Origin of the sequence: Cochlodiniinecator piscidefendens (genome assembly GCF_011326755.1) — a bacterium.
In the GTDB taxonomy this organism is placed as follows: domain Bacteria; phylum Pseudomonadota; class Alphaproteobacteria; order Rhodobacterales; family Rhodobacteraceae; genus Cochlodiniinecator; species Cochlodiniinecator piscidefendens.
This window is the reverse complement of sequence record NZ_JAAOIE010000003.1, coordinates 383,103-397,532: the sequence shown is the minus strand read 5'-3', so window position 1 is coordinate 397,532 and position 14,430 is coordinate 383,103. Positions and strand designations below refer to the sequence as shown.

At 54.5% G+C, this 14,430-nt stretch carries 12 protein-coding genes; 2 read left to right on the top strand and 10 right to left on the bottom strand.

The window, feature by feature from the left end; translation table 11 throughout:
• The first annotated feature begins 58 nt into the window (after window positions 1-58).
• Entirely contained in the window at window positions 59-187 is a 129-nt protein-coding gene (locus G9C99_RS18595; protein WP_269434820.1) for a hypothetical protein, read from the top strand.
• Here the strand turns inward: G9C99_RS18595 and G9C99_RS10825 are convergent.
• The 9 genes from G9C99_RS10825 to G9C99_RS10785 all read right to left on the bottom strand — a co-directional run bounded on the left by G9C99_RS10825 (window position 184) and on the right by G9C99_RS10785 (window position 12,302).
• Window positions 184-1,389 carry a DUF1501 domain-containing protein gene (locus G9C99_RS10825; RefSeq protein WP_166417497.1) on the bottom strand — a complete coding sequence of 402 codons (1,206 nt, stop codon included), beginning with the start codon at window positions 1,387-1,389 and terminating at the stop codon, window positions 184-186. The genes G9C99_RS18595 and G9C99_RS10825 overlap by 4 nt on opposite strands.
• A gap of 4 nt (window positions 1,390-1,393) precedes the next feature.
• Entirely contained in the window at window positions 1,394-2,770 is a 1,377-nt protein-coding gene (locus G9C99_RS10820) for a DUF1800 domain-containing protein (RefSeq protein ID WP_166417496.1), read from the bottom strand.
• A gap of 118 nt (window positions 2,771-2,888) precedes the next feature.
• Window positions 2,889-4,664 carry an aspartate--tRNA ligase gene (gene aspS, locus G9C99_RS10815; protein ID WP_166417495.1) on the bottom strand — a complete coding sequence of 592 codons (1,776 nt, stop codon included), beginning with the start codon at window positions 4,662-4,664 and terminating at the stop codon, window positions 2,889-2,891.
• Between the two features lie 61 nt (window positions 4,665-4,725).
• The gene (locus G9C99_RS10810; protein ID WP_166417494.1) at window positions 4,726-5,409 is read right to left on the bottom strand and encodes an aminotransferase class IV family protein; all 684 of its coding nucleotides are present in this window, start codon (window positions 5,407-5,409) and stop codon (window positions 4,726-4,728) included.
• Window positions 5,370-6,461: an aminodeoxychorismate synthase component I gene (locus tag G9C99_RS10805; RefSeq protein WP_231704054.1), complete on the bottom strand. Its 1,092-nt coding sequence runs from the start codon at window positions 6,459-6,461 to the stop codon at window positions 5,370-5,372. Before G9C99_RS10805 ends, G9C99_RS10810 begins: the two co-directional genes overlap by 40 nt.
• A 131-nt stretch (window positions 6,462-6,592) precedes the next feature.
• The gene (locus G9C99_RS10800; RefSeq protein WP_166417492.1) at window positions 6,593-7,636 is read right to left on the bottom strand and encodes an ACP S-malonyltransferase; all 1,044 of its coding nucleotides are present in this window, start codon (window positions 7,634-7,636) and stop codon (window positions 6,593-6,595) included.
• Complete coding sequence (locus tag G9C99_RS10795) at window positions 7,633-9,816, bottom strand: thiamine pyrophosphate-dependent enzyme (RefSeq protein ID WP_166417491.1); 2,184 nt, start codon at window positions 9,814-9,816, stop codon at window positions 7,633-7,635. The genes G9C99_RS10800 and G9C99_RS10795 overlap by 4 nt, the downstream gene beginning before the upstream one ends.
• Before the next feature lie 54 nt (window positions 9,817-9,870).
• On the bottom strand, window positions 9,871-11,079 hold the full coding sequence (locus G9C99_RS10790; RefSeq protein WP_166417490.1) for an acyl-CoA dehydrogenase: 1,209 nt from the start codon (window positions 11,077-11,079) through the stop codon (window positions 9,871-9,873).
• Between the two features lie 11 nt (window positions 11,080-11,090).
• The gene (locus tag G9C99_RS10785) at window positions 11,091-12,302 is read right to left on the bottom strand and encodes a pyridoxal phosphate-dependent aminotransferase (RefSeq protein ID WP_166417489.1); all 1,212 of its coding nucleotides are present in this window, start codon (window positions 12,300-12,302) and stop codon (window positions 11,091-11,093) included.
• A gap of 107 nt (window positions 12,303-12,409) precedes the next feature.
• Here G9C99_RS10785 and G9C99_RS10780 point away from each other — a divergent pair, with 107 nt between their 5' ends.
• On the top strand, window positions 12,410-13,300 hold the full coding sequence (locus G9C99_RS10780; protein WP_166417488.1) for a LysR family transcriptional regulator: 891 nt from the start codon (window positions 12,410-12,412) through the stop codon (window positions 13,298-13,300).
• Window positions 13,301-13,340: 40 nt separating this feature from the next.
• Here the strand turns inward: G9C99_RS10780 and G9C99_RS10775 are convergent, their stop codons facing one another.
• Entirely contained in the window at window positions 13,341-14,399 is a 1,059-nt protein-coding gene (locus G9C99_RS10775; RefSeq protein WP_166417487.1) for a saccharopine dehydrogenase family protein, read from the bottom strand.
• Window positions 14,400-14,430: the final 31 nt, after the last annotated feature.

Below are 14,430 nucleotides of genomic sequence, written 5' to 3'. Positions count from 1 at the left end.
ATTCTTAACAAATTCTAAACGCCACAGATTTGGCGCTCTTGCAACTCGGGGACAACCAATGACACAGAACAAACTTCGCGCATTTTACAAAGACGAAAACGGCGCTGTTGCGTTAAATTGGATTGTCATGCTGTCTGCGTCTTTTACAGCGATGATTGCAATCACCGCGCTTTTGGGCGCGATCTAAGCTATCACACCCGGCGCCGTTGTTAAATCGACGCCCGGAAAGATTGAGCTTTCGATTTGACTGCGTTCTAAACCGAACAACCCGCTTATGACCTGCCCCGCGTAGGCCCGAATATCTGTGGTCGGCATGAGATCGCGCCCTTGATAAAGCGCGCCCTCATCAAGCCCGGGCCAACCGCCATACACTTGGCCGCCACGAACGGCCCCACCCGCCATAAACATCAGGCCACCCGTTCCGTGATCGGTGCCCCTTGTGCCATTTTCCCGCGCTGTACGACCAAACTCGGTCATTGCTAACACCGCAGTTTTAGACCAATCCGCGCCCAAACCTTCACGCAATGTAAGTATCACGTCAGTTAACTGCGTCGTATTTCGACGCATACCACGTGCCTGATTTTGGTGGGTGTCCCAGCCGCTCAGCGAAAATGCTGCAATCCTGGTTTCGGCCCGTAACCGTTCAGCTGCAAATTGGGCGAGGCGCAAATGCCCATCCCCGCCACGGCTACCTTCCACCATGCTTTCCATTGTGTTCAAGGCTTCAGCGTAGCTGTCCGCAACCGCGTCTCTATTCATGATTTGCGTCAGATCCATTGCCTCGTCTAGCGCGTCGCGAAATACGGGGTCATCGTGATAAACCACTTCCAACAACCGACGCGACGGCTCCGACAGGCGCAACTCTGTTTCTGGGGACCAGTTAGATACAGGCGCATTACCTGACATCACCAACATAGCCTCGGCCCCGATCGAGAACCCAGTTTGCGCCCGCGCCCCCGGCATGCGTTGCAACAGCCGGTTCAACCACCCCCCTTGGCCAAGCGAACTTCCAGTTCCGGCTTCCAATAAATCTTGGCCGTCGAAATGACTGCGCTTATCGCGGTAGGGTGTAGAAACGGCATGGGCAAACCCCAACTCACCAGATTGCCACAGGGGCATCAAAGGCGAAGCCGCCTCGTGCAAACCAAAAAAACCATCTAGATCAACGGATGCAGATGCAGCCAAGGTCGGGCGCAGTGCGCGCAGGTTGGGATCGCCATACGGGCGCACCATATCCAGCCCATCCATGCCCCCACGCAAAATAATAACCACCAAGCGCACATCCCCAGGCGCGCTGGCAAATGTAATTGGGGTAATCAAAGGGCTGGCGGCTAAAGAACAGCCATATCCAGCGGCACGTGTTAGAAATTTTCGACGTGAGACGACCATGTTTCTATCTCCGCTGGAAGGATGGCGAAGCAAGGATAAGCCCAACCCCTTCCCATTTTGTTTGGGCACCTTCTGCGGCAAATCGCACAGCGCTGTTCATTTGACTACCAAGTGCTGTTTCTGCAAATGCACGAGGATCAGGTAAATCAGGTTTCAGCACGCGCGGGATCGTGATCGCCCATTGAATACGTGCTGCAATTCCCTGCGGCGTTGTCCATGCAGAGACGGACTCTGGCCAGCCATCAGGGCCATTTGGATATTCCCAAGCCTGCCCCATCAATTGCATCGGCGCCCAAATATACTGGCGTGTTTTGGCCGCGTCCGCACGCAACAAACGGGACGTATCTGGGTGCAAAGCCCGCAGAGCAGATGCCACAAACTCCAATGGGCGTTTGACTTTCTGCGCTTCCGGATTCCATGCATCAGGGTGCGAAAGCAGGGCCTCGTAGACATCTGGCAAGTCCCCATTCGTGACAAAAAACCGATCAGCAATGTAGCTAACCAATGCCTCAGACGGGGAGTCCGACACAAAATGCACAGCCAGTTTTCGGGCTATATGGCGCGCCGTTGCAGGGTAAATGGACAAATCATCAAGCACAGCATAAATATCATTCACATCCGCTGTTTCGCCGCCGTAGGCTGATCCGAGCACCACCTCTGCCCCAGGCTCAGCAAAACTGGGATGAAACCGAAAGCTTTGCTCAACCCCCGTCCCCAGCCCCGTCAAAAGCAGAGCAAACTCGGTAACATCACCCTGTCGATAGGGGGCATCAACGCCCAATGTGTGTAATTCAAGCACCTCTCGCGCAAGGTTCTCATTCAGCCCGCGACCGGGACGCACCGCGTTTGAATTCGGCCCGACTGAAGATGTCTGGTTCAAATACCTTAACATCATGGGATGTGTCACAGCCGCCTTTAGCATATCGGCGAATGATCCACTTATATTTGGCCGGATCGCATCCGCGACAAAGGACGAAACAGCCTCACGCAACACCGGCCCTTGTCCACGCACAGTAAAATGATCTGCCCAAAACCATTCCAAACGTTCCCGAAACCCAACCGGAGCCTGTATCGCCCGCAGCAAGCTATGCCGCAAAGCTTCGGCCTGCCATTCACGTGTTTCACGTCTAATCGCGCGGATTTCTTGGCGTGCAGCTTGGCCTGTTTCTGTACCACGATTGGCGCGTTCAAGGCTGCGCGCTTCGCGATGAAGTCTGAATTGACGCCCCCATTGTGCAAAGTCCCGTATGGGAAACTGAGCCGCTGGCGCATCCCCATCAGACAACTCATCCAGTATCGCAGACATTCCGGAAATCGGCGACACATTCGGACTCAAGCCCGTTCCAAAACGTATTGCAGCAATATTAGGGTCAAACGGCATTACGAAACCTGCTCATCAATGTTGTGGCACCAATGTATTCTAGTTCACCAACATTTACAGCGCCCAAACGAAAAAGAGGCGCAAAAGCGCCTCTTTCAATTCTCAATAGGATATCGAATTATTCCTGTGGGATAACCCGCAACCCCAATTCGCGGAGCTGTTCGTTCATCGGATCGCTTGGCGCGGCCATCATCAGGTCTTCGGCGCGTTGGTTCATCGGGAACATGATCACTTCGCGAATGTTTGCTTCATTCGCCAACAACATCACAATCCGGTCGATCCCAGCAGCACAACCACCGTGGGGCGGTGCGCCATATTTAAACGCGTTGACCATGCCGCCAAAGCGCTTTTCAACTTCGTCATTGCCGTAACCAGCCAATTCAAACGCTTTGAACATGATTTCTGGTTTGTGGTTCCGAATAGCGCCTGAGATCAGCTCATACCCGTTACAGGCAAGGTCATATTGGTAACCCAGAACATCCAGCGGATCACCGTTTAACGCATCCATTCCGCCCTGCGGCATAGAGAATGGGTTGTGGCTAAAGTCGATCTTGCCGGTTTCTTCGTCTGCTTCGTACATTGGGAAATCAACGATCCAAGCAAAAGCAAAGCGATCTTGGTCCGTCAGACCCAATTCATCACCGATAACCGTACGTGCACGACCAGCGACAGATTCAAACGCGCTGGGTTTTCCGCCCAAGAAGAACGCCGCATCACCCAGCCCAAGGCCAAGCTGCTGACGGATTGCTTCTGTGCGCTCTGGACCAATGTTTTTCGCCAAAGGACCCGCCGCCTCAAGACCTTCGCCTTGATCACGCCAGAAAATATAGCCCATGCCCGGCAGGCCTTCGCCTTGGGCAAATTTGTTCATCCGGTCACAGAATTTGCGCGATCCACCTTTGGGGGCCGGAATGGCGCGAATTTCAGTGCCTTCATTTTCCAGAAGGTTCGCAAAGATTGCAAAACCAGAACCGCGGAAATGATCAGACACAACTTGCATTTTGATCGGGTTTCTAAGGTCAGGTTTATCGGTCCCATACCAAAGTGCTGCGTCACGGTAGGAAATCAGCGGCCAGTCTTGGTCCACCTTACGACCACCACCAAATTCCTCAAAGATGCCGCCAACAACCGGTTGAATGGTGTCAAACACGTCCTGTTGTTCAACAAAGCTCATCTCAAGGTCGAGCTGATAGAAGTCAGTTGGAGAGCGGTCAGCGCGCGGATCTTCGTCACGGAAACACGGCGCGATTTGGAAATACTTATCGTATCCAGACACCATGATCAGCTGTTTGAATTGTTGTGGTGCCTGTGGCAACGCATAGAATTTACCTGGGTGCTGACGGGACGGCACCAAGAAATCGCGCGCCCCTTCGGGCGAAGACGCGGTGATAATCGGCGTTTGGAATTCGTTGAACCCTTTATCCCACATCCGGCGGCGCATAGATGCCACAACGTTTGAGCGCAGGATCATGTTGTTCTGTAGTTTTTCGCGGCGCAGATCGAGGTAGCGATATTTCAGGCGGGTTTCTTCAGGGTATTCCTGATCACCAAACACCATCAAAGGCAGCTCATCAGAGGCACCCAAGACTTCGATGTCGCGCACAAACACTTCGATTTCGCCGGTTGGCAATTTCGGGTTGATCAGCGATTCATCGCGCGCCTTAACAGTGCCATCAATGCGGATACACCATTCTGAACGCACCTTTTCCACATCAGCAAATGCAGGGCTGTCCGGGTCACACAAAACTTGGGTGATGCCATAATGGTCACGCAGGTCGATAAACAGAATGCCACCGTGGTCACGAACCCGATGCACCCAGCCAGACAAACGAACAGTATCGCCCACATTGGCTTTGGTCAGTTCCGCACAGGTTTGGCTGCGAAATGCGTGCATAGATTTTCCCCTTGGGCATAAAAAACGGTCTGGCCCGATACATAGGACCACAGGGCGATTGTCAAGTCGCCAAGCCCACAAGTTCGGCCCGGATCAGCCCCCTGAGCGAATTCCCGACGTAAATTTCGTCAGCCGCCCGTAAATCGGCCACGAACAACAGCTGTTCACGACATTGCCCGGCGCCAATCAACGCGCGCCGCAACACCCCCGGTAACAGTCCGGATGACAGAGGCGGCGTTAACATCTGCCCCCCCGTTTTGAGGAAAATTGACGTGATGGTGCCTTCGCACACCTCGCCGCGTTCATTACAGAAAATCCATTCATCAATGCCGCTAGGCAACGCCGCACGCGCCTGATCATAGGTGTCGCGTTGTGTGGTTTTATGGCGCAGCCATGCATTGGCTGCGCAAAGCCTCTGCTCAGATACAGCAATTTTCCAAAGCTGCGGTTTTTCCCCGGCCTCGGCAACCGTCAGATCAAATTTCCCGTGCGCATCCAGTGTCAATCGGCACCGCAAAGCGGGCGCTGACGCCCCGCCAATCGGGCATGCCAAAGGTTGCGTCACCACCCCCGCCAGTGCGGCCCGCGCATGATCTTCGTGAAACGGATATCCCAAGACCCGCGCCGTTTCCGCCATCCGCCCAAAATGGAGCGGCAATCGGCCAAAGCCGCCTGCACGATCAAATCGAAAGGTTTCGATGATCTTTACCCCTGTGGGGATAGATCCGCGTAGCGCGCTTTCCATAGGGCTTCCTCATACTCAGACGGGGCGGTGCTGTCCCACACAACGCCACCACCGACGTTCAGACGCACACGTCCACCGTCAAACAGGCTCAGCGTGCGGATGGCAACATTAAAGGACGACGCACCATCCGGCGCCATCCAGCCAATTCCGCCACAATAAATGCCGCGCGGGGCATCCTCTAATTCATCAATGATCTGCATCGCCCGGTGTTTTGGCGCACCCGTGATGGAGCCACAAGGAAACAAGGCGCGGAAAATGTCGGTCAGGCTGGTTTCTGGCAACAACTGCGCCGTCACCTTGCTGACCATTTGGTGCACCGTGGCAAAGCTTTGGATCGAATACAGCTCAGGCACTTTCACAGATCCAATCTCAGACACCTGCGAAATATCGTTGCGCAGCAAATCCACAATCATCAGGTTTTCGGCCCGGTTTTTCGTGTCGTTGTGCAGCCAATCTTTGCGCGCCTCGTCCTCGGCATCTGTAAGCCCGCGCGCCACTGTGCCCTTCATTGGTAACGTTTCGATCTGACCTTGCGCATTTGTGCGGAAAAACAGCTCAGGCGAACGCGACAAAATCGTCGGCCCAACGCCAAGGTCTACAAATGCCCCATGCGATACAGATTGGCGTGCAACCAATTGCTGATAAAGCGCCTGCGCGTCGCCCGTGTATTCGGTTTCAATCGGAAAGGTCAGGTTGATCTGATAGGTGTCACCGGCTCCAATATAGGCCTTCAGCGTTTCAAATGCCCGCCTGTACCGCGCCAAATCCCAAGTCGGGCGCAATGGGCCAAGTGTGGCCTCTCCCGCGTCCAATTTTCCTTGTAGCGGTGCATCAAACACCCCAAATGCCATCAATGGCGTGTCGCGTTCAGTCGGCATTAAATCCGCCAATCCCGGCATCATCACATAACCAAGCTCATAGCTGCCATATCCCGCGATCCAGAGCCCATCTGCCTGCGCCCGCGCAAGTTCAACAAGCGCACCCGGCACCTCCTCAGGTGTATGCGCAACAATCAAACGCTTTGGGTTGCGAAACACTGTTCCCGCACCCATTGGTCCTTGATCAAAATAAATTTGCGGCTCTGACACGCGGAATCGTCCCTGCATTGCTAACAGGGACGATGTTTAACGTGAATTGAAACCAAATACCTGCGGAAAATTCGACAGATTATCTGTCATGCGCGTCATGCAATGCCGGTTGCCTGACTGCGTTGGTTTTCCATCCCCATCGAAATCAGACGTGGGGTGGTAGACTGCTGCGCCTGAAACGCTGCTTTGCCGTCCATACCGCGCCAGTCAGCGGCGATCATGGATTGCGCCACAGCCCCGCCCAGCGTCGTGCCGGGCCCCAATACGATAAACACATCTGGCATTAATTCGCGCGTTGCCGTGCGAATAGCGGCCGTGAAATCGTAAGGCTCCACCACTTGATGTCCCAAGGTATAAGACCACAGCGCCGATAGATCAGAGGCCTTAGGTGCCCAAAGCGCGCCGCGTCCATCAATCAGAGGAATGGAAGGTTGTGCAAACAAATCTGCAGACAGGCGTTCCCGCCCTTGCGCCGCCACCGGGCTTTGCAGATGTGTGTGAAACGCCGCGTGGTTTGGTAAACGCATTGGGAAACGCTCTTGCACACGGGGCATTTCGCGCTCGAACGCGGCCAGCCCGGCCTCATCCCCTGCCAAAACCAACATACCGCCCAATTCAATCGACAAGCCAAGCGTCGCGTTTGACCGTCCGTTGATCTCAGAAACTTTCGCAAACACCTCATCACGGCGGCTGGGGATGGCTTGCCAGTTTTCATCGACCACAGGGTAAATCAACTGCCCACCAATCAGGCTTTCTTGCATCAAGGTGCCCATAGTATTCACCACATCCAGCCCGGCCAGAGGGCTAAGTGCCCCCGCACAGGCAAGCGCGATATACCAGCCCATCGAATTCCCGGTCACGCCGACAATATCAAAACGATCCCGGTCAATAGACAGAAAATCCGCATAGGCGCAGCTATAGATCAAAGGCGACGCATGATCGCCACGCGTGTGTTTTGCGCCCTGAAACCGTGCAGCCCCGTCCAAATCGGAAACCGTTTCTTGGCCCTTTGCTGTGCGATACGCGTCAAATTCGGCAATCAACGCGGCCTTGTCACTATGGTGACGACGCAGATAGCCCAACTCAGTTTTGTTATAAGTGCCCCGGCCGGGTGCTACGACAACGGCTGTTTGTTTCATTTGGTCCCCCAAAGGGTTTCAGCAGCGGTTGCAATGCTGTCGGCTGAGGGCATCGTTGCCGCATAGGCTGGCCCGGTCGCGATAAAACTATCCTCGGCAGCGATGCGCGCTTTTGGCAAATCTGCTTGTTCGTGCAGCATCGCCATCAATGCCTCGGACTGGCTGCCAGTGGTGCGGCATTCATCCACGACCAAAACCTTTTCAGCCCCCTTAAGTGCGGCCAGGATGCCATCAACAGGCATCGGCGCAAGCCAACGCATATCAATAACGCGGGTTTGAATACCCTTTTCTGCCAATACCTTAGACGCTTGTTGGCTTAGGTAGTGGCCGTTCCCGTAGGTCACAATCGCCAGTGGGCCGTCACCCGTCACGCCAACCTCACCCAATGCAATACGTTCATCCGGTTTTGGATAGTGACGCATCCAACCGCCGTCTTTCACATCATGCAAATCCCGCATCGGATACAGCGCAATGGGTTCCACAAACACCACAACCCGTTGTTCTTCGCGCGCCAATCGCACACATTCGCGTAGCATTTTCGCCGCATCATCCCCGGCACTTGGACAGGCAATAATCACACCCGGAATGTCCCGCAGAACCGCCAGTGAATTGTCATTGTGGAAATGCCCGCCAAAACCCTTTTGATAGCCAAGCCCAGCAATCCGCAAAACCATCGGGTTGGTAAACTGCCCGTTGGAGAAAAATGATTGCGTCGCCGCTTCGCCGCGCAATTGATCCTCGGCGTTATGCAGATAGGCCAAAAACTGAATTTCGGGCATCGGGGTAAACCCGTTCTGCGCCATACCAATCGCAAGGCCCAGAATAGATTGTTCATCAAGCAATGTGTTGATCACCCGATCCGGCCCGAACCGATCACATAGTTTCTGAGTGACGCCATAAACGCCGCCTTTTTTCCCGACGTCTTCGCCCATCACTGCAATTTCACCGTGCTCCAACATCAGATCCGTCATCGCCCAATTGATAAGGCGCGACATGTGCTGCGGCTCGGCCATCGCCCGCATGTCAGAGCCAAACACATCGGCGCGCGCCTCATCTGATGGGCCATTTGTTGGCTTACAATCGCGTTTCGGCGGGATAAGGCTGGCCATCACATCGCCCGCCGTTTTCAACCGGGGCTTTGTTACGGCCTGATCGGCAACACGGGTGCATTGCGCGTCCGCCTCGTCATAAATTTCTAGGATTTCATCCGCTTTTAATGCGCCCGCCTCCTGCAACAGACGTGCGGAATGCAGCAATGGATCTTCGTCTTCCCATCCTTCAAAGACATCTTTGGACAAATAGGATTGCTGCATATCTGATCCCGCATGCCCATAAAGGCGCACAAGCGTCAGATGCAAAAACGCCGGTTTGCGCCGGGTACGCACATATTCCGCGGCCTCTTGTGCTACGCGGTAGGTATCGTACAAATCCAAGCCATTGGCGTGGAAATACTTTAGCCCCGGACGGTTCGAATAATTCGCCCCAACCCATCCCGTTGGTGTGCGGGTTGAAATCCCGATCCCGTTGTCTTCGCACACAAACAACAGCGGCATCGGCACCGATTGATAAGAGGTCCAAGCGGCCGAATTAATTGCACCCTGCGCGGTAGAATGGTTTGACGACGCATCACCAAATGAACACATGACAATGCTATTGTCATCTAAAACTTGATGCTCTGGTCGCACCCGTTTTGCCAACCCAATCGAATAGGCTGCGCCAACCGCCTTGGGCAAATGCGATGCAATGGTTGAAGTCTGCGGCGGGATCATCAATGCCTTTGATCCCAACACCTTATGACGGCCGCCGGAAATCGGATCTTCAGAACTCGACGCAAAGGATAACAACATATCCCAAGTCGGCGTGGTGCCCGGCACTTGGGCCGACCGACGGGTTTGAAACGCCCCATCCCGGTAATGCAAAAACGCCATGTCATCCGGGTTCAACGCAGATGCAACCGCCGCCATACCTTCGTGACCAGAGGACCCAATGGTGTAAAACCCCTGCCCCGCCTTTTGCATCTTGCGCGATGTCCGGTCCAGATTCCGCGACAGGCATTGCGCCCGAAAAATCGCGACCGCCTCCGCCTTGGTCAACGGTCCAGCAGGCCCCGCCCCACCGGGCAACGCCCCTGATTTCACCCGCGTTTGAAACGCCTCATGCACAATATCCGCGCGATCCATGCCGTATCCCTTCAAGCTGCATCCACCCCAAACGGATGGATGCAATATATGTCTTTAGAAAAATGCCTGTAGGCCAGTTTGCGCACGCCCCAAGATCAACGCATGCACGTCATGTGTGCCCTCATAGGTGTTCACCGTTTCAAGGTTCACCATATGCCGGATCACGTGGAAATCTTGGCTGATCCCATTGCCGCCATGCATATCACGTGACATCCGCGCGATATCCAGTGCTTTGCCACAGTTGTTGCGCTTCATCAGGGAAATCATCTCAGGTGCGGCATTTGCCTCATCCAAAAGACGCCCAACACGCAATGACCCCTGAAGACCCAGCGTAATTTCGGTTTGCATATCCGCCAGCTTTTTCTGGAACAGCTGCGTTTGCGCCAAAGGTTTGTTGAACTGTTTGCGATCCAATCCATACTGCAGCGCCGCATGCCAGCAGAATTCAGCGGCCCCCAAAACACCCCAGCTGATGCCATAACGTGCACGGTTCAAACAGCCAAACGGCCCCTTAAGCCCCTGAACATTGGGCAACAAAGCGTCCTCAGACACTTCGACCGCGTCCATCACAATTTCACCCGTGATCGAAGCCCGGAGTGAGAGCTTATTGCCGATCTTCGGGGCCGTTAGACCCTTCATGCCTTTCTCAAGCACGAAACCACGAATTTTTCCGCCGTGGGCTTCAGACTTGGCCCAGACCACAAAAACATCTGCGATCGGCGCGTTTGAAATCCACATTTTTGACCCGCTCAACACATAGCCGCCGTCGGTTTTCTTAGCGACGGTTTTCATGCCAGCGGGGTCAGACCCTGCATCAGGTTCCGTCAAACCAAAACAGCCAATCCATTCACCTGAAGACAATTTCGGCAGGTATTTCTGGCGCTGTTCCTCTGATCCATAAGCATAAATCGGATACATCACCAATGACGACTGCACAGACATCATGGATCGATACCCAGAATCCACCCGCTCCACTTCGCGCGCGACCAAACCGTAGGAAACATAGCCAGCACCGATGCCACCATATTCTTCTGGGATGGTTGACCCAAGCAGGCCCATTTCCCCCATTTCGCGGAAAATTTCCGGATCGGTTTCCTCGTTTTCAAAGGCTGACAAAATGCGCGGCTGTAGTTTTTCCTGCGCATAGGCCCGTGCAGAATCGCGGATCATCCGTTCGTCTTCGGTCAGCTGGTTTTCAATGCGAAACGCATCATCCCAAGTGAACGCCTCAAGATCAGGTTTGCTTTGTGGTGCTAAAGCCATGTCGTTTCCTTTTATTTCAAGTCAGCCAGCGCCGCAGCAATCCGCGCGCAGCCCGTTTTCAAATCATTCATGCTATAGGCATAAGACAGTCGAAAATGCCCCGGCAGCCCAAAGGCCCGCCCCGGCACCAGCGCCACCAATCCTTCGTTTAGGATATAAGCGCAAAGATCAGCGTCACTGGTGATCACATCCCCTTTGGGGGTGGTTTTCCCAATACAACCGCTGCAATCTGGGTAGACATAAAATGCCCCACCCGGCACGGCACAGCTTAGGCCCGGCACATTGTTCAACGCATCAACCACATAGTCGCGACGTTCACGAAACGCATCGCAGCGCTCTGCCAATAGGTTCTGCGGGCCCTCAAGCGCCGCGATCGCCGCCGCCTGTGAAATCGACGACGCGCCTGATGTTGATTGCCCCTGCACCGCGACCATGGCCTTGATCAAATTCGTCGGGCCAATGCCCCAGCCCAAACGCCAACCCGTCATCGCATAAGACTTTGACACCCCATTCACGATCAACGTGCGATCGGCCAAATCCGGCGCCGCCGCACGAAATGAAACAAAGGGTTCATAGGTGATGTGCTGGTAAATTTCATCCGCAACAATCCTAACATGCGGATGCTTGCGCAGTACGTCAGCCAAACTCTGCAAGTCCGCCTCAGAATACATTGCGCCCGATGGGTTGCCCGGCGTGTTTAACATCAACCACCGGGTTTTATCGGTGATTGCATCCTCTAGCTGCTCTGGTGTTAGGCGAAAATCTGCATTCCCTGAACATTCAACAGGCACCAAAACCGCTTCGCAGAAATCAATCATATCGGCGTAGCTGGTCCAATACGGCGCGGGCATGATGATTTCATCACCCGGATTCACCGTCGCCAAGAACGCATTCGACAGAACCTGCTTCGCCCCGGTTGAAACGATGATCTCAGCCGGATCGGGCGAAAACCCGGAAAATCGCACGGCGTCCATGGCAATCGCTGCGCGCATGGCAGGTGTGCCTTGCGTTGGTGGATAAGTCGTTTCACCACGCTTTGCTGCGTTCATCGCGCCTTCGATCACATGATCAGGTGTAGGGAAATCGGGCTCCCCCGTGCCAAATGTCAGAACATCAAGCCCCTGCGCCCTTAGCCCCCGTGCAGCCTCGGAAATCTGTACAATTTCAGAGAGTTGCAAAGATGCTGCGCGATCAGAGCGGCGAAAAGTAGCGTTTTCAGTCATATCATGCCATTTCGGAAAGGTTTCGAAAGCCTAGATTTCAATTTGCAGCAAAAGAATTGTGATATAAAGCGATAATCAGACATGACTTCATACCGAAATGGAATATTATGCTCGCCCCGCGTCGTTACCTCCCGTCGATCCATTGGCTCTCCGCGTTTGAGGCCGTCGCGCGCACCGGTTCTGTGTCTCAGGCCGCCGATGAACTTTCGTTGACCCAAAGCGCGGTGAGCCGTCAAATTCAACACCTTGAAACACAGGTCGGCACACCCCTTTTTGCTCGTGAAAAGAAACGCCTGCGCCTCACCCCCGCCGGTCAGGATTACGCCCGCGAAGTGCGCGGCGCCCTCACTAAAATTGCCAATGCCACCCTAAACCTGCGCGCAAATCCCGGTGGCGGCACGTTGGAATTGGCGATTCTGCCTGCCTTTGGCACCCATTGGCTCGCACCGCGCTTGGCCAATTTCATGACCCAAAGCCCCGGCGTGACCGTAAATCTATCGACCCGGGTGGTGCCCTTTGACTTTGACCAAGAACGCTTTCACGCTGCGATTCATTTCGGCACCAACGACTGGCCCGCAACAGATGCGCTAAAGCTGATGGATGAACGCGTGGTGCCTGTGGTATCGCCGGCCCTGTTGGAAAAGCACCCGGTCAACCACCCCAAAGACCTGTTAAACCTGCCACTTCTCCACCTCGAAACCCGTCCCAAGGCATGGACGCGCTGGATGGCAGAACATGATATTCCCTATCAACGTTCAGAAGGCATGGTGTTTGACCAATTCGCCACCATGGCCCGCGCCGCCGTGCATGGCGTTGGTGCGGCTTTGCTACCGGATTATCTGATCGAACGGGATTTGGCCGATGGTCAGTTGGTCGTCGCGACAGGCACCCCCGTCACGTCGATTGGCGCCTATTATCTAGTCTGGCCCAATGACACCGCCAGCCACCCCCCTTTGATCGCGTTGCGCGATTGGCTGCAACGCGAATGCGCGCCATAATGCAAGGGGCGACGCTCCGCCCCTTGCAAATCTACCGCAGTTAACCCGCGTATAATCCGCCAGTTTTAGTGGCGAGAAACGCCTCCAGCGGAATGTCTTCCTGCTTTAGGAAACCGTGTGATGGCAACACGCCATCGCGCACCATTTCGATCACTCCAACAACAGACCCCGCCGTTGTCCAGGCAATCGCGGTGCGGCTTTGGCCTGCGACCTCAATTGGGCGATAGCCACGCACAAATTCTTTGCGGGCCAAACGACCGTTGATCATCCCTTCGGCCGCGACATGCACGTACACCACGTCATCTTCGACCGGTGGCTTTGCATTGACCAAAATCCGCCCCGCCTCTTCGCGGTGGTCCCGCATCAACAGCTCATGGAAAAAGAAATTCATCTGATCCATATGGCCGGGATACCGCATGGTTTTGTAATCAATATTCGCCACACTATCCTGATAGGTTTCGCACATGGTGCCAAGACCGCCAGAGGTCGTGAAGGCCTCCAGTTTCACCCCATCGATATAAAGCGTTTCATGCCATTCCATCGGGGAAACCCACTTGCGTTCGCCCCCCTCAATAACTTCGCAATCGTTTAGGTATTCGTTCACCACACCTTCGGGCGACCAGTTAAACGCATAGCCCATTAACCCGGTTGGGTTCTGCGGCAACGCGCCAACACGCATGCGACACGACCGGCATTCATCAAATTTGGCAATCAAATCCGCCCCAACAATCCCGACAAATCCCGGTGCAAGCCCACATTGCGGCGCCATCAGCCCTTTGGCGGTTTTTGACATCTCTATAATCGCCTGAGTCGTCGGCACGTCCTCAGTCAGGTCAAAGTAATGTATGCCCGCTGCATGCGCCTCACTCGCAACGCCCACATTCAAATGATACGGCAAGCAGGATAAAACCGCATCCGTCGTCGCAAACACAGCGCCCAGCGCTGAAGGTGAACTCACGTCAACTGCCTGAGTATCAAAGGGAAAATCACGCCCTTCCACGTTCAGATCAACGCCAGTCACCTTAAACCCGGCTTCATGCAACAATGTCGCCGCCAGCGTCCCGACCTTGCCCAAACCCAAAACGATAATGCTATCCAAGACTTTTCTCCCCGTCTTTCTTTGCCCTTAG

Bases quoted from the DNA above. Each gene is read 5' to 3' on its own strand.
- G9C99_RS18595 (WP_269434820.1), top strand. From the start codon at position 59: ATGACACAGAACAAACTTCGCGCATTTTACAAAGACGAAAACGGCGCT.
- G9C99_RS10820 (WP_166417496.1), bottom strand. From the start codon at position 2,770: ATGCCGTTTGACCCTAATATTGCTGCAATACGTTTTGGAACGGGCTTG.
- G9C99_RS10805 (WP_231704054.1), bottom strand. From the start codon at position 6,461: ATGGGTGCGGGAACAGTGTTTCGCAACCCAAAGCGTTTGATTGTTGCG.
- G9C99_RS10795 (WP_166417491.1), bottom strand. From the start codon at position 9,816: ATGGATCGCGCGGATATTGTGCATGAGGCGTTTCAAACGCGGGTGAAA.
- aspS (WP_166417495.1), bottom strand. From the start codon at position 4,664: ATGCACGCATTTCGCAGCCAAACCTGTGCGGAACTGACCAAAGCCAAT.
- G9C99_RS10810 (WP_166417494.1), bottom strand. From the start codon at position 5,409: ATGGAAAGCGCGCTACGCGGATCTATCCCCACAGGGGTAAAGATCATC.
- G9C99_RS10780 (WP_166417488.1), top strand. From the start codon at position 12,410: ATGCTCGCCCCGCGTCGTTACCTCCCGTCGATCCATTGGCTCTCCGCG.
- G9C99_RS10785 (WP_166417489.1), bottom strand. From the start codon at position 12,302: ATGACTGAAAACGCTACTTTTCGCCGCTCTGATCGCGCAGCATCTTTG.
- G9C99_RS10825 (WP_166417497.1), bottom strand. From the start codon at position 1,389: ATGGTCGTCTCACGTCGAAAATTTCTAACACGTGCCGCTGGATATGGC.
- G9C99_RS10800 (WP_166417492.1), bottom strand. From the start codon at position 7,636: ATGAAACAAACAGCCGTTGTCGTAGCACCCGGCCGGGGCACTTATAAC.
- G9C99_RS10790 (WP_166417490.1), bottom strand. From the start codon at position 11,079: ATGGCTTTAGCACCACAAAGCAAACCTGATCTTGAGGCGTTCACTTGG.